Genomic DNA, 20,812 nt, shown 5'->3' on the forward strand with positions numbered 1-20,812 from the left:
ACGTGGCCCAACCGCCTCCCCTCATCCGCCAACCACCCCCACCGTCTCCTCCGCCAGAGCGACGGCCTCGTCGCTCAGCTCCAGGGACAGCGCGTCGGGCCCCGGCGCACTCGCGGTGACCGTCACCCGGACCAGGTCGTTCTCCCGGCTCACGGTGACCTTCGCGCCGCGCGGTGCCGCGCGGCGTGTCGTCGCGAGGACCGTGTCGGGCGGGTCCTGGCGCGCCGCCGCCCGGGCTCCCGCCCTCGCCGCGTCCACGCACTGGATCTGCGCGGACGCGGCGAGCAGGGCCCAGACCAGCGCCATTCCGACGAGCACCAGCGAGGGCAGCACCACGGCGGCCTCGGCGGTCACGAATCCACGGTCCCGACACCGGGCCGGGCCGCTCCCACCCCGTTCGCTCCCCGACGCGACGACCGGACCATCCGCCCACCGATCACGCCCAAACGAAGCGGCCAGACCATCCGCCCACCGATCACGCCCAAACGAAGCGGCCAGACCATCCGCCCACCGATCACGCCCAAACGAAGCGGCCAGACCATCCGCCCACCGATCACGCCCAGACGAAGGGGCCAGACCATGCGTCCACCGTTCGCCCCCGGACGGAGCTGCCGGGCCCCAGGGCACCCGCTCACATCTGGACATTGAGCGCCCGCCCCACGATGCTCTGCAGTTCCTCACTGACCTGCCCGCTCGTCACCACCTTGTAGAGCACGGCCGCGAAAGCCACCGCAGCGATGATTCCCACCGCGTACTCGGAGGTGACCATTCCCGCGTCCCTCCGCGCCGCCAGACCGAGCATCCGTGCCCGCGCCCACGCACGTCCCCGAACAAGCCCTCGTACCGTCCTGCGCATCTCAACCCCCGTAAGGTTCGACCCTGTTGATCACTTGCCGTTCACCGCATGCCGTCGCCGCCGCCCGTCACCCACCACCTCCTCCCAGCAACCCCTCGGCCAGCCCGATCACCACGGGCAGTACGCCGATCGCGATGAAGGCGGGCAGAAAACACAGCCCCACGGGCACGGTGACCATGACGGCCGCCCGGCGTGCCCGGGTCGTCGCGGTGCGCCCCCACTCGGCGCGGGCCTCCGCGGCGAGCCGCCCGACCGGCACGGCGGCCGGTGCGCCCGACTCGCCCGCCCGCTCCAGCAGCCGCGCCAAGGCCCGGGCACCGGGTATCGACGCCAACCTCCGCCAGGCCTCGGCCGGTTCACCGCCGAGCCGCACCTCGGCAGCGCCCCGTGCCAGCCGCTCCCCGACGGGCCCGCCCAGGGCCTCACCCACGGCCTGGGCCGCTACGACGGGGCCCGCCCCGGCCGCGATGCAAGCCGCCACCAGGTCCGCCGCGAGCGGGAGTTGCCGGGCGGCACGCGCCGCGTCGTACTCCTCCGCGGGCACAAGTCGCCGCCGTCGGAGCCATCGCCAGACCCCGAACCCGGCCGCCAGACCCACCAGAACCCCGACAGGACCGCCGACCAGCACCCAGCCCGCGCACACCGCACCCGCCACGGGCAGCCCACGCCGCGCCACCTCCCGGACCTCGAAGCGTGGCCGCTCCGCACGCGCCTTCTCCGACGCCAGCAATTCCGCCAGCCTTCTATGCGCCCGCCGCTCACGCCGCGCCACCCCGAGCCACTGGACCAGCCACCCGAGCGCCAGCACCCCGCACGCAGCCACCCCCAGCCTGTGGACAACCTCCGCGCTCATGCCGCCTCCGCTCCCCGCACGATGCGCAGCGCCCACCACAGCCCCACTCCCTCCAACACCCCGCCGATCAGCAGGCAGCCCAGGCCGGGACCGGTGTGCAGCAGCACGTGGAGCGGATCGGCGCCCAGCGCGGTACCGAGCAGGAGTCCCAGCACCGGCAGCCCCGCGAGCATCACCGCGGTCGACCGCGACCCCGCCAACTGGGCCCGCAGGTCGGCTCGTTGGTCCCGCTCCGCGCGCAGCGCCCCCTCCAGGCGGTCGAGACCCGCCGCCAGGCCCGCGCCCCGGTCCACCGCCACGCGCCAGCACGCGGCGAGTCCCACCAGCCCGTCGGCCCCTGACTGCCGCGCCGCATCGGTGAGCGCGCCGGGCACATCCCCGCCGAACTTCGCCGCTGCCAGCACCACCGCCTGCGCCTCGCCCAGCCCGCCCGAATCGCGCGCGGCCCTGAGCAACGCCTCGCCCGGCTGTCGCCCGGCCCGCACCTCCCCCGCGAGGGCCCCGCACAGGGCGATCACCGCATCGCCCCGGCGCTCCCGCTCGTGTCGCGCCTGAGCGACCCGTCGTACCCGCCGGAGCAGCGGTACTCCCGCTGCTCCGAGAAGCAGCGGCAGCACGGACGCGCCCAGCAGCGCGATCACCAACCCGGCGACCACCGACCACCCTTCGCCCCGCATCCGCCCACGCACCCGCCGCCATCCGACGAGCGCCCTCTCCCACGAAGGCGGACCGGTCGCCACCACCCCGCCGCCCGCGCACAGCAACCGGGCCCTCCGCGCACTGGAATCCCAGCCGCCCGTCAACCAGGCCGCCGCCCCGGCGCACGCCATGGCCGTCCCCACCGACATCTCACCAACTCCCGTCACAACGACCACTCCCCTCACTCCCGTCACTGAACTTCGTCACGACAGCCCACTCCCCTCGCTCCCGTCCCGGAGCAGCCCCCGCAGCCGCTCCCATCCCCGCTCGTACACGAAGGCCTCCGTGCCCCACCGCAGCGCCGGCACCGTCACCACCAGCCCCGACGAGGCGCGCTCCAGCACATGCACCTCGGCGATCCGCCGCCGCCCGGCCCGGTCGCGTACGAGATGCAGGACCACGGACAACGCCGCCGCCAACTGGCTGTGCAGGGCCGCCCGGTCGAGCCCGGCCGCGGTGCCCAGTGCCTCCAGGCGGGCCGGAACCTGCGCCGCCGCGTTCGCGTGCACCGTGCCGCAGCCGCCCTCATGCCCGGTGTTCAGCGCGCCCAGCAGGGAGACCACCTCAGGCCCGCGCACCTCGCCGACGACCAGCCGGTCCGGCCTCATGCGCAGGGCCTGACGGACCAAGTCCTGGAGCGCGACGAGCCCGACGCCCTCCTGGTTGGCCGGCCGCCCCTCCAGGCGCACCACATGGGGGTGGTCCGGGCGCAGCTCCGCCGAGTCCTCGGCGAGCACGATCCGTTCCCCTGGACCGACCAGCCCCAGCAACGCACTCAGCAGCGTCGTCTTGCCGGAGCCCGTGCCTCCGCTGATCAGGAAGGAGAGCCGGGCGTCCAGCAGCGCTCTCAGCACCCGGTCCCCGCCGGGCGGCACCGTGCCCGCCGCCACCAACTCGTCGAGCGTGAACGCGCGCGGCCGTACGACCCGCAGGGACAGACAGGTGGAGCCGACTGCGACCGGCGGTAGCACCGCATGCAGGCGGGTGCCGTCCGGAAGCCGCGCGTCCACCCAGGGACGCGCGTCGTCGAGCCGCCGTCCGGCTACGGCCGCGAGGCGCTGCGCGAGGCGTCGTACCGCCGCCGCGTCCGGGAAGGAGACGCCCGTCAGCTCCAGTCCTGCATCCCGGTCGACCCACACCCGGTCCGGCGCGGACACCAGTACATCGGTCACCGACGGGTCGGCCAGCAGTGGTTCCAACGGGCCGCTTCCGACCAGTTCCGAGCGCAACCGCTCGGCCGCGCCGAGGACTTCGGCATCTCCGAGCACGCGCCCCTGCTCGCGCAGCGCCTGCGCCACGCGCGCGGGCGTCGGCTCGGAGCCGCTCTCTGCGAGCCACTGCCGTACGCCGTCCAGCAGACCCGTACGCCCCTCCAGGGGGCCCACATGCCCGTCCCGCGAGCCCGTACGCCCGTCCAGTCCCACGCCGCAGTCCATTCCCGTGGCGCCATCCCAGCTCATACGCCCCCGCCCTCCACCGGAACCCGCTCCCAGAAGGCGGCGCAGAACCGGGCGAGCGGCCCCCGCGCCGCTCCTCCGGGTGGCGGGCCACCGTCCAACGGCGCGGGTTCGGCAGGTACCTCGCCCACCAGGGGCAGTCCGAGCAGCCGCGCCACCTCTCGGTCGTCCAGGCCCGGCGCGTAGGGGCCGCGCACCGCGACCCTCAGATCGCGCAGAACCATGCCGACCGCGGACGCCACCCGGCCCGCAGCCGCGATCGAGCGCAGGTCGGCGGGGACCACCAGGAGTCCCAGGTCGAGCTGGGCGAGGGCCTCGGCAGCGCCTTCGTCGATGCGGCGGGGCAGGTCGACGACCACCGCGCCACCGCGCCGTCTGGCGGCGGCCAGGACCGCTCGTACGGCTTGCGGCGGAATCGTGACGGTGTCACCGCGATCCCAGCTCAAGACCCGCAGCGCGTGCAGTTCGGGCAAGGACTCCTCCAGGGCGCCACCGCCGACCCGGCCGCGGGACGCGGCGAACGCCGGCCAGCGCAGACCTTCGGCCGCCTCTCCGCCCAGGAGTACGTCGAGTCCGCCGCCCAGCGGATCCGCGTCCACGAGCAGGGTGCGACGTCCCTCACGCGCAGAGGTGACGGCGAGCGCGCACGCCAGCGTGGAGGCTCCGGCGCCGCCTCGGCCGCCGAGCACGCCGACGGTGAGGGCCGGCCTGCCGACCCCTTCGGCCACGTCGGCGATGCGGTCGACCAGCCATTGCTCGCCATCGGGCAGCATCAGGACATGGTCGGCACCGATCTCGACAGCCCGCCGCCAGACGCCGGAGTCGTCCTGATCCCGCCCAACGAGCACCACCCCGCTTCTGCGCGCGGCCCCGCGTACGCGCCGGGCGGCATCGTCGCCGACCAGGACGAGAGGCGCTGCCTCCCAGCCGCCCCTGCGCTCAGGCACTCCGTGGTGGACCTCCGGCCTGGCGCCCGCCGCCGCGCACAGGCGCAGCAGGTCGTCCAGCAGTTCGGCGTCCTCCGTGACGATCAACGGTCCGCCCTGCCGCCCCTCGGCGGCGGCCTGCCGGTCATTCGTGATGGCTCCCGCCACGATCTCCAGCCCCCTTCGCTGCTTCTTGCGCGGGGCCCGCAGGGTCCTCTGCGGACCCGCGATTCCCGCTCGTGTGAAGAACCGGCAACCGGCCTCCATATGAACGGCCGATACGAACCGGCCAAACGCGCCCGACAAACGGAACCGGCCATGAACTCGCCGCGAGGAACTTGCCGCGAGCGGAGCGCGCTGGAATCACGGTGCAGCGATCCCGGAAATCGTGTGGATCTTGGTCGATAACTGTGGACAACTCAGTGGTTGTGAATATCGCCTTCACCCATACCGGTGAGTCGTGTGCGACTTCCCGAGAGCAGTCTCACGACTACGTACAGTGACGGATCACGGGTGCGCCAAGAGGACGGCCAGATCGGTGGCAACAGGGCCCCGAGGCCGCGTAAGAGAGGGGAAAAACGCATCCGGACATGCGACGACCCCCGCCGGGGGGGAGAGCGGGGGTCGTCCCCACGGCCGACTCGGGGGGGGAGGAGTCGGACCGGGTTAGCACGGTCGCGAACGATCCGTGACTTCCATGGTGTACCCGAGAGCCCTCTCAGGCAAACCCACGCGCCTCACCTTACGCCGAATGGTGGGCGCCTATGCTCAGGCTCGTGGAAAACCACTCCTTGCCTCGCACAGCAGCCTTCTTTGACCTGGACAAGACGGTCATTGCGAAGTCGAGCACGCTCACGTTCAGCAAGTCGTTCTACCAAGGCGGGCTGATCAACCGCAGGGCCGCGTTGCGTACCGCATATGCCCAGTTCGTGTTCCTCGCCGGCGGCGCCGACCACGACCAGATGGAGCGGATGCGCAAGTACCTGTCCGCGATGTGCCGCGGCTGGAACGTCCAGCAGGTCAAGGAGATCGTCGCCGAGACGCTGCACGACCTGATCGACCCGATCATCTACGACGAGGCCGCGTCCCTCATCGAGGAGCACCACACCGCGGGGCGCGACGTCGTGATCGTGTCCACGTCCGGAACGGAGGTGGTCGAGCCGATCGGTGAACTGCTGGGCGCGGACCGGGTGGTGGCGACCCGCATGGTTGTGGGCGAGGACGGCTGCTTCACCGGCGAGGTGGAGTACTACGCCTACGGGCCGACGAAGGCCGAGGCGATCAAGGAGCTGGCCGTGTCCGAGGGGTACGACCTCGAGGGCTGCTACGCCTACAGCGACTCGGCGACGGACCTGCCGATGCTGGAGTCCGTCGGCCACCCGCACGCGGTCAATCCGGGCCGCGCGCTTCGCCGCGAGGCACTCGCCCGGTCATGGCCGATTCTGGACTTCCACCGCCCGGTCCGGTTGAAGCAGCGGCTGCCCACCCTGTCCGTACCGCCCCGTCCGGCGCTCGTCGCGGCGGCCGCCATAGGCGCGGCGGCGGCCACGGCAGGGCTCGTCTGGTACGCCAGTCGACGCCGCGCGACCGCGATGTGATCACGTCACCATGGGGCGGACAGCGCATTCAGGTGCGGTTCACACCCGTTTGAACCTAAAAGTAAAGAAGTGCAGTCAGGGCTTCCGCTTCCTCGGGACCTGGAGTACAAAGGGGTTAACGGCCCGCGAGACCAAGGACATCCGAGAGGATCACCTTTAAACGCAACCAAGGCCCCACGGACCGAGCATGAACGCCGAGCACCCACGCGACGTCGACCCGTCGATTACGGGCCAGCCGCACCAGGCCACGGGCCACAGTTCCCGACCTGATGGGCAACATATCGAGGACGCTTGGTAACCCGGTGAGCATGCCAGCGGCGGTACGAGAACTCGTACCGCCGCAACCCTGTTCAGGGAGTCTTCCGCCCTCCAGAGGGAGCTTTCGCCCTCCTAGTGGAGGGCGATTCTCTTGTGGACGGCGATTTTCGAGCTTCTCACGCCGCCCCGCGCTGAAGCGCCTCGCAGACGGCCGTCGACTCCCTCACGCCCAGTTCAACCGCCTTGCCGCAGTGGGCGATCCAGGCCGCCATGCCTTCCGGGGTACCGGAGGCGTAGCCGTCCAGGGCCGCCGCATAGGCCGCGCGGCCGAGTTCGGCGTGACCGACCTCCGCAGGACAGATCGACTTCGGGTCCAGGCCGCTGCCGACCAGGACGATCCGTTCGGCCGCGCGCGCGACGAGGCCGTTGTGGGAGGTGAAGGGACGCAGCGCCAGCAGTTCACCGTGGACGACGGCCGCAGTCACCAGTGCGGGGGCCGAACCACCCGCGATGATCAGCTGCGAGAGGCCTTCGAGACGCCCGGCCACCTCGTGCGCGTCCGGAAGCGGCAGCTCGACGAGGGGCTCGTCCACCGGTTCGCCGTCCTGTCGCGGCCGGCCGACCTCGTCGCCCTTGTCCGCGGCCGCCACCAGATGCAGCCGGGCCAGCACGCGAAGGGGCGACTGCCGCCAGATGGACAGGAGTTGGCCCGCCTCGGCGGTCAGCCTGAGGGCCGCGCCGACCGTCCGGGCCTCGTCCTCCGCGCTGAAGTCGGTGCGGCGGCGTACCTCTTCGAGGGCCCAGTCGGCACCGGACAGCGCCGCGGAGCCACGCGCGCCGCGCAGTGCCGCCTCGGACGTGATCTCGTTGCTGCGGCGCCGCATGATCCGGTGCCCGTAGACCCGGTCCACGGCCTTGCGGACGGACTCCACGGATTCGGCCACTCCGGGAAGCGACCCCAGGGCCGCGAGCGGATCGGCGGTCGCGCCTGTCGTACTCATGAGTACGACACTACGCAACCTGGCGGCCTGCCCCACGAAGGAGTGGTCTTCTTCACGTACCGCAGACACCCTGAGCAATCACCCCACTACTCTTTGTGAACATGAAAATTGCTTTCGTAGGGAAGGGCGGCAGCGGCAAGACAACCCTGTCCTCGCTCTTCGTCCGCCACCTCGCGTCCTCCGGTTCGCCGGTCGTCGCGGTGGACGCCGACATCAACCAGCACCTGGGCGCCGCGCTCGGCCTCGACGAGACGGACGCAGCCGGACTGCCCGCGATGGGCGAGCGGCTGTCCCTGATCAAGGACTACCTGCGCGGCTCCAACCCGCGCATCGAGTCAGTCGAGACGATGATCAAGACGACCCCGCCCGGTGAGGGATCGCGGCTGCTGCGGGTACGCGAGAACAATCCGGTGTACGACGCCCTCGCGCGTCCGGTGGAACTCGACGGCGGCGCCGTCCGTTTGATGGTCACCGGCCCGTTCACCGAGGCCGATTTGGGAGTGGCGTGCTACCACTCCAAGACCGGTGCAGTGGAGCTCTGCCTGAACCATCTCGTCGACGGCCGGAGCGAGTACGTCGTCGTCGACATGACGGCGGGCTCCGACTCCTTCGCGTCCGGCCTGTTCACCCGCTTCGACATCACGTTCCTGGTCGCCGAGCCGACGCGGAAGGGGGTCTCCGTCTATCGCCAGTACAAGGAGTACGCCCGCGACTTCGGCGTCATCCTGAAGGTCGTCGGCAACAAGGTGCAGGGCCAGGACGACATCGACTTCCTCCGCGCCGAAGTCGGTGACGACCTCCTGGTCACCGTCGGGCACTCGGACTGGGTGCGCGCCATGGAGAAAGGCCGCCCGCCCCGGTTCGAGTTCCTGGAAGAGGCCAACCGCCGCTCCCTGCGCGCCTTGCACACCGCAGCGGACGCCACATACGAACTGCGCGACTGGGAGCGTTACACGCACCAGATGGTGCACTTCCACTTGAAGAACGCGCGCAGTTGGGGCAACACGAAAACCGGGGCGGACCTGGCCGCGCAGATCGACCCCGGTTTCGTACTCGGCGAGGGCCTGGTGGCCACGGCTTGAGCCGCCGACCCGCGGGGGACCGCTGCGGCTCGGGCCGGGGGCCTGGGGCCGCCGTTACGGCTTGACCGCCGGTGCCCCGGGGACGCCCTTCGGGGCAGGGGCGGGGCGGCCCGAGAGGAAGGACGCCCAGCCCTGCCTCGGGGCCTCGCCGACCTTGAGGCCGCGGAGTCTGTCGAGGGTGGCCGGGTCCTGGGCGTCGAGCCAGTCGGCCAGTTGCCGGAAGGAGACGCAGCGCACCTCGGACCTGGTGCAGACACTCTCGACGACTTCGTCGACGGCACGCATGTAATTGCCGCCGTTCCAGGACTCGAAGTGGTTGCCGATGACCAGCGGTGCGCGGTTGCCGTTGTAGGCGCGGTCGAAGCCCTTGAGCAGACCGTCACGCATCTGGTCGCCCCAGAACTCCTGCTTGTCGGGGTCACCCTGGGTCTTGGTGCCCGACTGGTTGATCATGAAGTTGTAGTCCATGGTGAGCTGCTCGTAGGAATGCCCGGGGAAGGGCACGAGCTGCATCGACAGGTCCCACAGCCCCTGCTTCTTCTTGGGCCAGACCTGGTTGTTGACACCACTGGTGTCGTAGCGGAAGCCCAGCTGACGGGCCGCCTTCATGAAGTTCTTCTGGCCCTCCAGGCACGGCGTGCGGGCGCCGATGAGCTCCTTGTCGTAGTCGAAGGGCAGTGAGGACGCCTTTTTCAACCCCGCGTTGGTCTTCCAGGACTTCACGAACGACTTCGCCTGGGCGATCTCGCTCTTCCACTCCGCGACCGACCACTCGCCGACCCCACCTCCGCTGCCGCAGAAGTGGCCGTTGAAGTGCGTGCCGATCTCGTTGCCCTCCAGCCACGCTCCGCGCAGCTGCGTCACGGTGTCCTTGATGCCCTGCTCGTCGTTGAAGCCGATCTCGGAAGTGCCGGGCGAGTGCTCCGGCGGCCGGTACAGGTCGCGCTTGTCCTCCGGCAGCAGGTACACGCCACTCAGGAAGTACGTCATCGTCGCCTTGTTGGCCTTGGCGACCTTTCGGAAGTGCGAGAAGAGCTTCTGGCTGTCCTCGCCGGCGCCGTCCCACGAGAAGACCACGAACTGCGGGGGCTTCTGACCGGGCTTCAGCCGCACGGGCCTGGGCAGATGCGGCTGTGCACCGGTGAACGCGGTGGAGCCGTCGCCGATCAGGCGGACCGCGCTCTTGGGCGCGGGGGCCCCGGCCGCCTCCTTCCCGCCGTGCGCGCCTTCCTTGGAACCGGTGGTATCGCTCGAGCAACCGGCGAGCGCCGTGGCGCAGGCCGCGGCGAGCGCTGCGCCCGCGGCGATCCTCTGAGTGGCGGCCATCTTCCGCCCTCCTTCTTCCTTCGGTCGGAGCAACGCCGACTAGGGCGTTCTGTAGTGATGTGCAGTGATTTGCCGACAGCGCGGCCAACGTCGCACGGGACCGAGGAGGAATAAATACGACAAGCCGATAAAACGAGCAGTTCACCCTAGTGAGTGATTTGCTGCCCCATTTGATGCGAAATTTCGCACGAAGCCTTTACTCTGCATTACGATCCGTTTACTGAGTGTTGAAAATCCCGCCGCTGTACGCCGTGACCCACGGCCGCGACCCGCCCCCCGCCGTCCTGGACGGGGGATCACCTGTTCCGCGACCGCGCTGCCCCGGAGGAGACGGGAACCATGTCCGCCTGCGTCCCCACCCGCACCGCCGACTCGACTCGGCCGAATCGCATGCACCAGCCCCACAGCCCCCCGCCGACGCCGCCCCGCCGATTCCGTATCGCGGGCGCCGATCTGTCGGCCTCGATCGCGGTCTTTCTGATCGCCCTGCCCCTGTCCCTCGGCATCGCCCTCGCCACCGGCGCGCCGCTTCAGGCCGGCCTCGTCGCCGCCGCCGTGGGCGGGCTCGTCGCCGGACGGCTCGGCGGCTCATCGCTCCAGGTGAGCGGGCCCGCCGCCGGGCTCACCGTTGTCACCGCCGAGCTCATCCACCGCTACGGATGGCGTACGACCTGCGCCCTCACGGTCCTCGCCGGAATCGCCCAACTGGGTCTGGGCTGCCTGCGCGTGGCCCGTACGGCACTCGCCGTCAGCCCCGCGATCGTGCACGGCATGCTCGCCGGTATCGGCGTGACCATCGCCGTCGCCCAGCTGCACATCGTGCTGGGCGGCACCCCGCAGAGTTCCGTCCTCGACAACCTCCGTGCGCTGCCGAACCAGTTGGCGCACGTCCACCCCGCCGCGGTGACGACGAGCGTGCTGACTCTGGCGCTCCTGTTCGCCTGGCCGCGGATTCCCGGGCGGGTCGGGCGTGTACTGCGCAAGGCCCCCGCCGCGCTCATCGCCGTCGCCGGAGCCACCGCGACCGCCTCGCTCGCGGGGCTGACCCTGCCCAAGGTCGATCTGCCCTCCTGGAGCAGCCATGCGCTGGCCGGGCTGCCCGAGGGGCCCGTGCTCGGTATCGCCGCCGCCGTCCTCACCGTGACGCTGGTGTGCAGCGTGCAGTCGCTGCTCGGCGCGGTCGCGGTGGACAAGATGGTGGCCGGGCGGCCCGCGCTGCAGCCCCGGGTGAGCCGCTCCGACCTCGACCGGGAGCTGCTCGGGCAGGGCGCCGCCAACATCGTCTCCGGAGCGCTCGGCGGACTGCCCGTCGCCGGGGTCGCAGTGCGAAGTTCCGCGAATGTGCAAGCCGGTGCCGTGAGCCGGAACTCCACAATGCTGCACGGCGTTTTCGTAGTAGTTGCCGCGCTGCTGATGGTCCCGATCCTGGAGCTGATCCCCCTCGCATCGCTCGCCGCCCTGGTGATGGCCGTCGGCATCCAGATGGTGTCCCTGCACCACATCCGCACGGTCACCCGCCACCGCGAGGTTCTGGTGTATGCCGTCACCACGCTCGGCGTCGTGTTCCTCGGGGTTCTCGAAGGCGTGGCGCTGGGCGTCTCCGTGGCCGTCGGCGTCGCCATGCAGCGCCTCGCCCGCACCCGTATCACGCACGAAGAAGAGGAGGGAGTCCATTACGTACGCGTACGAGGGCAGTTGACGTTCCTCGCGGTGCCAAGGCTCAGCCGTGCTCTGCATCTGGTACCCCAAGGGACCGACGCCGTCGTGGAGTTGGACGGCTCGTTCATGGACCACGCGGCGTACGAATCACTGCAGGACTGGCAGAGCGCGCACTTCGCGGGAGGCGGCGCGGTCGAGTTCACGGGGCGGGCCGGAACCCGGATCGCCGAGCCCGCGAGTTCCGCCCACTGCCGGTGCCGGCCCTGGACGCCCTGGCGCAATCACCAGTGCGAGACCTCCGCAGGCACCCAGCCCGTACTCCCCGGCGGCCATCCGGGCGGGTCGGTCGAGCCCGATACGCGAAGCGGGCATCAACTGGCGCGTGGCATCAGCGCGTTCCAGCGCAACACCGCCCCCCTGGTGCGGGGTGAGCTCGCGCGGCTGGCGCGGGAGGGGCAGCGGCCGTCCCAGCTGTTTCTGACCTGTGCCGACTCACGGCTCGTCACGTCGATGATCACCTCCAGTGGTCCGGGTGACCTCTTCGTCGTACGGAATGTGGGCAACCTCGTGCCGTTGCCAGGGGAGGAGAGCGGGGACGACTCGGTGGCCGCTGCCATCGAGTACGCGGTGGACGTGCTGAAGGTGCGGTCCATCACGGTGTGCGGGCACTCCGGGTGCGGGGCGATGCAGGCCCTGATGACCTCGGAGCCCGGTGGGGCGCTCACGCCGCTCAAGCGGTGGCTGCGGCACGGGGTGCCGAGCCTGGAGCGGATGGCCGCCAAGGACCGGCCGTCGGCGCGGCTTGCCGGACGGGCGCCGGCCGACGCGGTGGAGCAGCTCTGTCTGACCAACGTGGTGCAGCAGTTGGAGCATCTGCGGGCGCATGAGTCCGTGGCACGGGCCCTGCGGGAGGGCGTGCTCGAACTGCACGGGATGTACTTCCACGTCGGGGAGGCTCAGGCGTACCTGCTGGTCGACGGGGACGGGGGCGAGCTGTTCGATCACGTGGGGGCGGCGGAGGATCTGCGCCGTCCCGCGTGATCCGGGCGTGGTGCGCGGCCCCGGCCGGCGGGGTCGCGCACCATGGACCGGTCACCCGCGCACGAGCGGATGGCCGGTCTGCAGAGGATGGGGTTTCCGTGTTCCCGCCCCCTCCGGGAAGGGGGGCGAGGCGCATCGGGGGGTCGCGGGGCGCCGAGTGAACCCGACGGCCGGATGGTACGTGCCCCCTGAGGGGTGCCACCGCACATCAATAGGTCTAAACCAATTTCGGGTCGGCCCTTGTCACCGGGCCCCCCGGTCTGATGAGCTGTGGCCTGGGACACAACGGACACCCTGGGAAAGGGAGATGTCGTGAGCAACGAAAGCCTGGCCAACCTGCTGAAGGAAGAGCGCAGGTTCGCGCCGCCCGCCGACCTGGCCGCGAACGCCAACGTCACCGCGGAGGCGTATGAGCAGGCCAAGGCTGACAGGCTCGGCTTCTGGGCCGAGCAGGCCCGTCGGCTGACCTGGGCCACCGAGCCGACCGAGACGCTGGACTGGTCGAACCCGCCGTTCGCGAAGTGGTTCGCCGACGGGAAGCTGAATGTCGCGTACAACTGCGTGGACCGCCATGTCGAGGCCGGGAACGGCGACCGGATCGCCATCCACTTCGAGGGCGAGCCGGGCGACAGCCGGGCCATCACCTACGCCGAGCTCAAGGACGAGGTGTCGAAGGCCGCCAACGCCTTGATCGAGCTGGGGGTCGGAAAGGGCGACCGGGTCGCGGTCTATCTGCCGATGATTCCCGAGGCCGTCGTCGCGATGCTGGCTTGCGCCCGTATCGGCGCCGCGCACTCGGTCGTCTTCGGCGGCTTCTCCGCGGACGCGATCGCCACGCGGATCCAGGACGCCGACGCCAAGCTGGTCATCACCTCAGACGGTGGTTACCGGCGCGGCAAGCCGTCCGCGCTCAAGCCGGCCGTCGACGACGCGATCGACCGGGTGGACCAGGTCGAGCACGTCCTCGTCGTACGGCGTACGGGGCAGGAGGTCGCCTGGACCGATGGCCGCGACGTGTGGTGGCACGAGATCGTCGAGCGGCAGTCCGCCGAGCACACGCCGGAGGCGTTCGACGCCGAGCAGCCGCTGTTCATCCTCTACACGTCCGGGACGACGGGGAAGCCGAAGGGCATCCTGCACACCTCGGGCGGCTACCTCACGCAGGCGTCGTACACCCACCACGCCGTCTTCGACCTCAAGCCGGAGACCGACGTGTACTGGTGCACGGCCGACATCGGCTGGGTCACCGGGCACTCGTACATCACGTACGGGCCGCTTTCGAACGGCGCGACGCAGGTGATGTACGAGGGCACGCCGGACACGCCGCACCAGGGGCGGTTCTGGGAGATCGTGCAGAAGTACGGGGTGACGATCCTGTACACGGCGCCCACGGCGATCCGTACGTTCATGAAGTGGGGCGACGACATCCCCGCGAAGTTCGATCTGTCGTCGCTGCGGGTGCTCGGGTCGGTCGGTGAGCCGATCAACCCCGAGGCGTGGATCTGGTACCGGAAGCACATCGGCGGCGACCGTACGCCGATCGTGGACACCTGGTGGCAGACCGAGACCGGCGCGATGATGATCTCGCCGCTGCCGGGGGCCACCGAGACGAAGCCGGGGTCGGCGCAGCGGCCGCTGCCGGGCATCTCGGCGACGGTCGTCGACGACGAGGCTCTTGAAGTGCCGAATGGTGGTGGTGGGTATCTGGTGCTCACCGAGCCCTGGCCCTCGATGCTGCGGACCATCTGGGGGGACGACCAGCGGTTCATCGACACCTACTGGTCGCGGTTCGAGGGGAAGTACTTCGCCGGGGACGGCGCCAAGAAGGACGAGGACGGGGACATCTGGCTCCTCGGGCGCGTGGATGACGTGATGCTGGTCTCCGGGCACAACATCTCGACGACCGAGGTCGAGTCGGCGCTCGTCTCGCACCCCTCGGTCGCCGAGGCGGCGGTCGTGGGCGCGGCCGACGAGACGACCGGGCAGGCGATCGTGGCGTTCGTGATCCTGCGGGGGTCGGCTTCCGCCGAGGATGACGGGCTGGTGGCGGACCTGCGCAATCACGTAGGGACCACGCTCGGGCCGATCGCCAAGCCGAAGCGGGTGCTGCCGGTGGCGGAGCTGCCGAAGACGCGTTCCGGGAAGATCATGCGGCGGCTGTTGCGGGACGTCGCCGAGAACCGGGAGCTCGGTGACGTCACCACGCTCACGGACTCCACGGTGATGGATCTGATCCAGGCGAAGCTGCCCACGGCGGCGAGCGAGGACTGAGGGTTCCCCCGTCCACCCGCCCGTTTCAGGTGTGGGGGCACGCAGTGCCCCCACACCTGCGCCCCCGCGCCCCCGCGGAGGACTGCCTCGTCCTCAAACGCCGGACGGGCTGAAGCGCGCTCCCCGAACCAGATCTCCACAGCGCGCCCGGAGGCCCTTTTTCCACTTAATGTGAAGATCGCCGTGAAAACCCGGCCACATCTTAGGTAAGCTAAAGAACGCGTCAACAGCGCGACAAGAAGAACCCAAGGTGTGCCGGGAAGTCTGGTCGGCAAGTGCTCAGTCCTGCCTACCCGACCGGAGGTCTCCCTCGTGGCCGCGCCCCGCATCCCGACCCGCAAGCTGCTCGGACGGCTGTCCCTGCCCGAGCGGAACTTCGTCGCGGATGCGCTCCGTACCGAGACGGTGGGTGGCGTGCTGCTGCTGGTCGCCGCGATCGCCGCGCTGATCTGGGCGAACACTCCGCTGCGGGACAGCTACGAGAGCGTCAGCCACTTCCACTTCGGGCCAGGGGTCCTCGGGCTCGATCTGTCCGTGCAGCACTGGGCGGCCGACGGGCTGCTCGCCGTGTTCTTCTTCGTCGCCGGGATCGAGCTCAAGCGCGAGCTGGTGGCCGGAGACCTCAAGGATCCGAAAGCCGCGCTGCTTCCCGTGGTCGCCGCGGTGTGCGGTATGGCCGTGCCCGCGCTCGTCTACACCCTCACCAACATCTCCGGTGGGGGCGCCCTCGACGGGTGGGCCGTGCCCACCGCCACCGACATCGCCTTCGCGCTCGCCGTGCTGGCCGTGATCGGGACGTCGCTGCCGTCCGCCCTTCGTGCCTTCCTGCTGACGCTCGCCGTCGTCGACGATCTGTTCGCGATCCTCATCATCGCGGTGTTCTTCACCAACACCATCGACTTCACGGCTCTCGGTGGGGCCGTCGTCGGACTCGCCGTCTTCTGGCTGCTGCTACGGAAGGGCGTACGCGGGTGGTACGTCTACGTCCCGCTCGCCCTGGTCATCTGGGGGCTGATGTACAACAGCGGCGTCCACGCCACCATCGCCGGTGTGGCGATGGGCCTGATGCTGCGCTGCCACCGGCACGAGGGCGAGGAGCACTCCCCCGGTGAACACATCGAGCATCTGGTGCGGCCGCTGTCCGCCGGGCTCGCCGTGCCGCTGTTCGCGCTGTTCAGCGCCGGGGTCACGGTCTCCGGCGGGGCGCTCGGGGATGTGTTCACCAAGCCCGAGACCCTCGGTGTCGTACTCGGACTCGTCGTCGGCAAGGCGGTGGGCATCTTCGGCGGAACCTGGCTGACCGCACGGTTCACGAGGGCCTCGCTCAGCGAGGATCTGGCCTGGCCGGACGTGTTCGCCGTCGCCGGCCTCTCCGGGATCGGCTTCACCGTCTCCCTGCTCATCGGCGAGCTCGCCTTCGAGGACAACACGGTGCTGACCAACGAGGTCAAGGCCGCCGTCCTGATCGGCTCGCTGATCGCGGCGGTATTCGCCACGACGCTGCTGAAGATACGCAACGCCAAGTACCGCGCGCTCTGCGAGGCGGAGGAGCGCGACGAGGACCTCGACGGCATCCCCGACATCTATGAGCAGGACAACCCGGCGTACCACCTACGCATGGCCGAGATCTACGAGCGGAAGGCCGCCGAGCACCGAAGGCTTGCCGAAGTGGCGGGCGGGGCAAGCGAGGGGGACGACCGTCCGGCATGATCTGACCAGACGGTACAAACAGAGGCAGATGCCAGACCGCACAAACGGGGAGAACTGCGGCAGACGCCGGACCGTACCGACACGGAACACACCGCACCGACACACGGAACAAGCGGACGCGGAAGCCGGACCGTACCGACACCGGCGGAAGCCGGACCGCACACACATATGCAGAAGAGGGAGATCGCGATGAGCGCACCCGACGGCAGCCCGGTCGGCGCCGAACGCAGCATCGGCCAGCTGTTCGCCTCGGCGACGACCGAGATGTCCGCACTGGTGCACGACGAGATCGCGCTGGCGAAGGCGCAGCTCAAGCAGGACGTCAAGCGCGGTGCGACCAGTGGTGGCGCGTTCTCGGCGGCCGGCATGCTGCTGCTCTTCTCCCTGCCGATGTTGAACTTCGCCCTGGCGTACGGCATCCGGACCTGGAGCCACTGGAACCTCGCGATCTGCTTCGTGCTGTCGTTCGCGGCGAATGTGCTGGTCGCCGGCGTCCTCGCGCTCATCGGCGTGGTGTTCGCGAAGAAGGCCAAGAAGAGCCAGGGCCCGCAGAAGGTCGCCGCCTCGATGAAGGAGACGGCGGGTGTTCTGCAGAAAGCCAAGCCGCATCCCCGCCCGGAGCGGGTCGAGGACACCGGCGCGGCTGTGGCACGCTCGTCCTCATGACGGACCCCGCCACACCTTCGGCGCAACCTGCCTCGGCTGTACGGCTCGACGGCCCCTGGACGCACAGGGACGTCGCCGCCAACGGCGCGCGCTTCCACATCGCCGAGATGGGCGACGGGCCGCTCGTCCTGCTGCTCCACGGCTTTCCGCAGTTCTGGTGGGCGTGGCGGCATCAGCTGGTCGCGCTCGCGGACGCCGGGTTCCGGGCCGTGGCGATGGACCTGCGCGGCGTCGGCGGCAGCGACCGCACCCCGCGCGGTTACGACCCCGCCAACCTCGCGCTCGACATCACCGGGGTCGTCCGGTCTCTCGGCGAGCCGGACGCCGCGCTGGTCGGGCACGACCTGGGCGGCTACCTGGCGTGGACGGCGGCCGTGATGCGGCCCAAGCTCGTACGCCGGCTCGCGGTGTCGTCCATGCCTCATCCCCGGCGCTGGCGTTCCGCCATGCTCTCCGACGTCAAGCAGACCGCCGCGGGCTCCTACATCTGGGGGTTCCAGCGGCCCTGGATCCCGGAGCGTCAACTCATCGCGGACGACGGTGCCCTGGTGGGCCGTCTGGTACGGGACTGGTCGGGGCCGCGGCTGCCGGACGACGAGGCCGTCGAGACGTACCGCCGCGCCATGTGCATCCCGTCGACGGCGCATTGCTCGATCGAGCCGTACCGGTGGATGGTGCGGTCCATGGCCCGCCCGGACGGCATCCAGTTCAACCGGCGCATGAAGCGGCCGGTTCGGGTGCCGACGCTGCATCTGCACGGATCACTCGACCCGGTGATGCGGACGCGAAGCGCGGCCGGATCCGGGGAGTACGTCGAAGCACCGTACCGCTGGAGGCTGTTCGACGGTCTCGGGCACTTTCCCCACGAGGAGGATCCGGTGGCTTTCTCCTCGGAGCTCGTCAACTGGCTGAAGGATCCCGAGCCCGACCGCTGAAAAGGACCCCGAGCCCGACCGCTGAACCCGACCGCTGAACCCGATCGGTGACCCACAGGCACCTCATCGGGCTGTCATCGATGACCCGTCGGTGACCGTCCGAACGCGCCGGGTGTCCCGCCCGGTATCCGAACGAGAACGCCTGTCCTACGAACAGCCAATTGCCCGGCGCATAGGCCAATTGGGGGGCCGGGGCGCGGTTATCGACCTTGGGGCAGGGGCAGACGTCGGGGTATGGGCTGGACGCACGACTACAGTGACGCAGCACGAAACCGCCGCTCGGCCACGGGCCTGAGCTCCCATCAGAGGGGCGCCCCGCAGTTGGCGGGCACGGACCCACGAGTGGGGATTCCGCACATTCTGCGCCGCCGGGCCCGCTGGGTCTCGGTGCGGCTGCGCCACCCACGCGGCTGAGCCCGCGGCGACACCTTTCACCCGCCGGAGCTACAGCGCGCAGCTGTCGCTGTCCACCTGCTGGTTTGCGGTACGCCCCTTGTTGATGTCCTCCTGGACCTCGTCCGCGGTGAGCGCGTACCCGGTGTTGGCGTCGTCGAGCGACTTCGCGAACACCACGCCGTACACCTTGCCTTCGGGTGTGAGCAGCGGGCCGCCGGAGTTGCCCTGGCGGACGGTCGCGTAGAGCGAGTAGACATCGCGGCGCACCGTCTTGCGGTGGTAGATGTCCGGTCCGTTGGCCGTGATGCGGCCGCGCACGCGCGCGGGTTGGACGTTGTACGACCCGTTCTGCGGGAACCCGGCGACGATCGCGCTCTTGCCGCTGGTGGCGTCCTGGGCCGAGAACTTGAGCGCGGGCGCGTTCAGGTTCGGCACGTCGAGTACGGCGATGTCGCGCTCCCAGTCGTACAGGACGACCGTGGCGTCGTACTTCTTGCCCTCGCCACCTATCTGGACGGTGGGCTCGTCGACTCCGCCGACCACGTGCGCGTTGGTCATCACGCGGCGGTTACCGAAGACGAAGCCGGTGCCTTCGAGGACCTTGCCGCAGCTCTGCGCGGTGCCCATGACCTTGACGATGGACTTCTGGGCGCGAGTGGCGACGGCGCTGTTGGCGAGCGCCGGGTCGGGGGGCTGGACCTCGGTGATGGGCTCGTTGGCGAACGGGCTGAAGACCTGCGGGAAGCCGTTCTGCGCGAGGACCGAGGAGAAGTCGGCGAACCAGGTGTTGGCCTGCGAGGGCAGGGCGCGGGACACGCCGAGCAGCACCTTGGAGTTGCGGACCTCCTTGCCGAGCGTCGGCAGCGTCGTACCGGCGAGAGCCGAGCCGATCAGCCAGGCGACGAGCAGCATCGCCACGACGTTGACCAGGGCGCCGCCCGTCGCATCCAGGGCGCGGGCCGGGGACCAGGTGATGTACCGGCGCAGTTTGTTGCCGAGGTGGGTGGTGAGGGCCTGGCCCACGGAGGCGCAGACGATCACGACGACCACCGCGACGACGGCGGCGGTCGTACTCACCTTGGTGTCGTCGGTCGCCCAGCCCCAGATGACCGGGAGCAGGTATACGGCGACGAGGCCACCGCCCAGGAAGCCGATCACCGACAGGATGCCGACGACGAAACCCTGGCGGTAGCCCACGATCGCGAACCACACGGCGGCGACCAGCAACAGGATGTCCAGCACGTTCACCGCTTCAAGCCTCGCCTCATCACTTTCCGGTCGCGATCGCCCGGCCGGGGGTCTGGGGGTTGTCCCCCAGGCAGACACAGCACGAAGGTCACCTTGTCATGCGCGCCAGTCCAGCGGGACATGCTTGTCCCGGTCCCAGGGGCGCTCCCAGCCCGCGTAATGCAGGATCTTGTCGATCACTCCGGCCGTAAAACCCCAGACCAGGGCCGATTCGACCAGAAATGCCGGACCTCGGTGACCGCTGGGATGCACGGTGGTGACGCGGTTGGCGGGGTCCGTGAGATCCGCCACGGGGACCGTGAAGACCCGGGCCGTCTCCGCGGGATCGACGACACCGACCGGGGTCGGACGGCGCCACCAGCCCAGAACGGGGCTGACCACGAAGCTGCTCACCGGGATGTACAGCTTGGGGAGCACGCCGAAGAGCTGGACGCCGCTCGGATCGAGTCCGGTCTCCTCCTCGGCCTCGCGCAGCGCGGCCCGCAGCGGCCCGTCGGCCTTCGGGTCGCCGTCCTCGGGGTCGAGGGCGCCGCCGGGGAAGGAGGGTTGCCCGGCGTGCGATCTCAGGGAGCCGGCGCGCTCCATGAGCAGCAACTCGGGGCCGCGGTCGCCCTCGCCGAACAGGATGAGGACGGCGGACTGGCGCCCCGCGCCGTTCTCCGGCGGCAGGAAGCGGCTCAGCTGGAGCGGCTCGACCGTCTCGGCAGCGTGCACGACCGGGGCCAGCCAGTCGGGCAGGCCGTCCTTGCTGAGTGCCACCGGCCCGCCCTGCGTGTTGCTCGTGTGCGTCATCGCCACCCCCGTTCTGCTGTTCCCAACGCCTGCCGGTG

At 70.2% G+C, this 20,812-nt stretch carries 18 protein-coding genes; 8 read left to right on the forward strand and 10 right to left on the reverse strand.

The window, feature by feature from the left end:
• Positions 1-21: 21 nt before the first annotated feature.
• From IEY95_RS26520 to ssd, 6 genes are all read right to left on the reverse strand, one after another.
• Positions 22-354 (reverse strand): TadE family type IV pilus minor pilin, encoded by a 333-nt coding sequence (locus tag IEY95_RS26520; protein ID WP_229703391.1) that lies wholly within the window; start codon positions 352-354, stop codon positions 22-24.
• 277 nt (positions 355-631) lie between these two features.
• Entirely contained in the window at positions 632-856 is a 225-nt protein-coding gene (locus IEY95_RS26525; RefSeq protein WP_189188640.1) for a DUF4244 domain-containing protein, read from the reverse strand.
• 67 nt (positions 857-923) lie between these two features.
• Positions 924-1,709 carry a type II secretion system F family protein gene (locus IEY95_RS26530; RefSeq protein ID WP_189188641.1) on the reverse strand — a complete coding sequence of 262 codons (786 nt, stop codon included), beginning with the start codon at positions 1,707-1,709 and terminating at the stop codon, positions 924-926.
• Positions 1,706-2,557, reverse strand: a complete 852-nt coding sequence (locus IEY95_RS26535) for a type II secretion system F family protein (RefSeq protein WP_189188642.1) — start codon at positions 2,555-2,557, stop codon at positions 1,706-1,708. The genes IEY95_RS26530 and IEY95_RS26535 overlap by 4 nt, the downstream gene beginning before the upstream one ends.
• A 54-nt stretch (positions 2,558-2,611) precedes the next feature.
• Entirely contained in the window at positions 2,612-3,868 is a 1,257-nt protein-coding gene (locus IEY95_RS26540; RefSeq protein WP_229703393.1) for a TadA family conjugal transfer-associated ATPase, read from the reverse strand.
• On the reverse strand, positions 3,865-4,959 hold the full coding sequence (gene ssd, locus IEY95_RS26545; RefSeq protein WP_189188643.1) for a septum site-determining protein Ssd: 1,095 nt from the start codon (positions 4,957-4,959) through the stop codon (positions 3,865-3,867). Before ssd ends, IEY95_RS26540 begins: the two co-directional genes overlap by 4 nt.
• Before the next feature lie 596 nt (positions 4,960-5,555).
• Between ssd and IEY95_RS26550 the strand changes: the two genes are divergently transcribed.
• Positions 5,556-6,389: an HAD family hydrolase gene (locus tag IEY95_RS26550; protein WP_189188644.1), complete on the forward strand. Its 834-nt coding sequence runs from the start codon at positions 5,556-5,558 to the stop codon at positions 6,387-6,389.
• 434 nt (positions 6,390-6,823) lie between these two features.
• Here the strand turns inward: IEY95_RS26550 and IEY95_RS26555 are convergent, their stop codons facing one another.
• A complete protein-coding gene (locus tag IEY95_RS26555; protein ID WP_189188645.1) occupies positions 6,824-7,648 on the reverse strand; it encodes a Fic family protein in 825 nt (274 codons plus the stop codon).
• 101 nt (positions 7,649-7,749) lie between these two features.
• Between IEY95_RS26555 and IEY95_RS26560 the strand changes: the two genes are divergently transcribed.
• Positions 7,750-8,730 (forward strand): ATP-binding protein, encoded by a 981-nt coding sequence (locus tag IEY95_RS26560; protein ID WP_189188646.1) that lies wholly within the window; start codon positions 7,750-7,752, stop codon positions 8,728-8,730.
• Between the two features lie 54 nt (positions 8,731-8,784).
• Here IEY95_RS26560 and IEY95_RS26565 read toward each other — a convergent pair whose 3' ends face one another.
• Positions 8,785-10,056 (reverse strand): polysaccharide deacetylase family protein, encoded by a 1,272-nt coding sequence (locus IEY95_RS26565; RefSeq protein WP_189188647.1) that lies wholly within the window; start codon positions 10,054-10,056, stop codon positions 8,785-8,787.
• Positions 10,057-10,395: 339 nt separating this feature from the next.
• Between IEY95_RS26565 and IEY95_RS26570 the strand changes: the two genes are divergently transcribed.
• From IEY95_RS26570 to IEY95_RS49235, 6 genes are all read left to right on the forward strand, one after another.
• Positions 10,396-12,756, forward strand: coding sequence for a SulP family inorganic anion transporter (locus IEY95_RS26570; RefSeq protein ID WP_189188648.1), 2,361 nt, complete (start codon positions 10,396-10,398; stop codon positions 12,754-12,756).
• Positions 12,757-13,026: 270 nt separating this feature from the next.
• On the forward strand, positions 13,027-15,027 hold the full coding sequence (acs, locus tag IEY95_RS26575) for an acetate--CoA ligase (protein ID WP_189188649.1): 2,001 nt from the start codon (positions 13,027-13,029) through the stop codon (positions 15,025-15,027).
• A gap of 312 nt (positions 15,028-15,339) precedes the next feature.
• Entirely contained in the window at positions 15,340-16,737 is a 1,398-nt protein-coding gene (gene nhaA / locus IEY95_RS26580) for a Na+/H+ antiporter NhaA (protein ID WP_189188650.1), read from the forward strand.
• A gap of 189 nt (positions 16,738-16,926) precedes the next feature.
• The gene (locus tag IEY95_RS26585) at positions 16,927-17,403 is read left to right on the forward strand and encodes a phage holin family protein (RefSeq protein WP_189188651.1); all 477 of its coding nucleotides are present in this window, start codon (positions 16,927-16,929) and stop codon (positions 17,401-17,403) included.
• A complete protein-coding gene (locus IEY95_RS26590; protein ID WP_189188652.1) occupies positions 17,400-18,338 on the forward strand; it encodes an alpha/beta fold hydrolase in 939 nt (312 codons plus the stop codon). The genes IEY95_RS26585 and IEY95_RS26590 overlap by 4 nt, the downstream gene beginning before the upstream one ends.
• 234 nt (positions 18,339-18,572) lie before the next feature.
• Complete coding sequence (locus IEY95_RS49235; RefSeq protein WP_229703394.1) at positions 18,573-18,752, forward strand: hypothetical protein; 180 nt, start codon at positions 18,573-18,575, stop codon at positions 18,750-18,752.
• 30 nt (positions 18,753-18,782) lie between these two features.
• On the opposite strand, the gene IEY95_RS26595 is transcribed toward IEY95_RS49235, so the two are convergent.
• Positions 18,783-19,982, reverse strand: a complete 1,200-nt coding sequence (locus IEY95_RS26595; RefSeq protein WP_189188653.1) for a MarP family serine protease — start codon at positions 19,980-19,982, stop codon at positions 18,783-18,785.
• 96 nt (positions 19,983-20,078) lie between these two features.
• Positions 20,079-20,774, reverse strand: coding sequence for an NUDIX hydrolase (locus tag IEY95_RS26600; RefSeq protein ID WP_189188654.1), 696 nt, complete (start codon positions 20,772-20,774; stop codon positions 20,079-20,081).
• Positions 20,775-20,812: the final 38 nt, after the last annotated feature.

The sequence above is a fragment of the Streptomyces albiflavescens genome (genome assembly GCF_014645835.1).
GTDB classification, from domain to species: Bacteria; Actinomycetota; Actinomycetes; order Streptomycetales; family Streptomycetaceae; genus Streptomyces; species Streptomyces albiflavescens.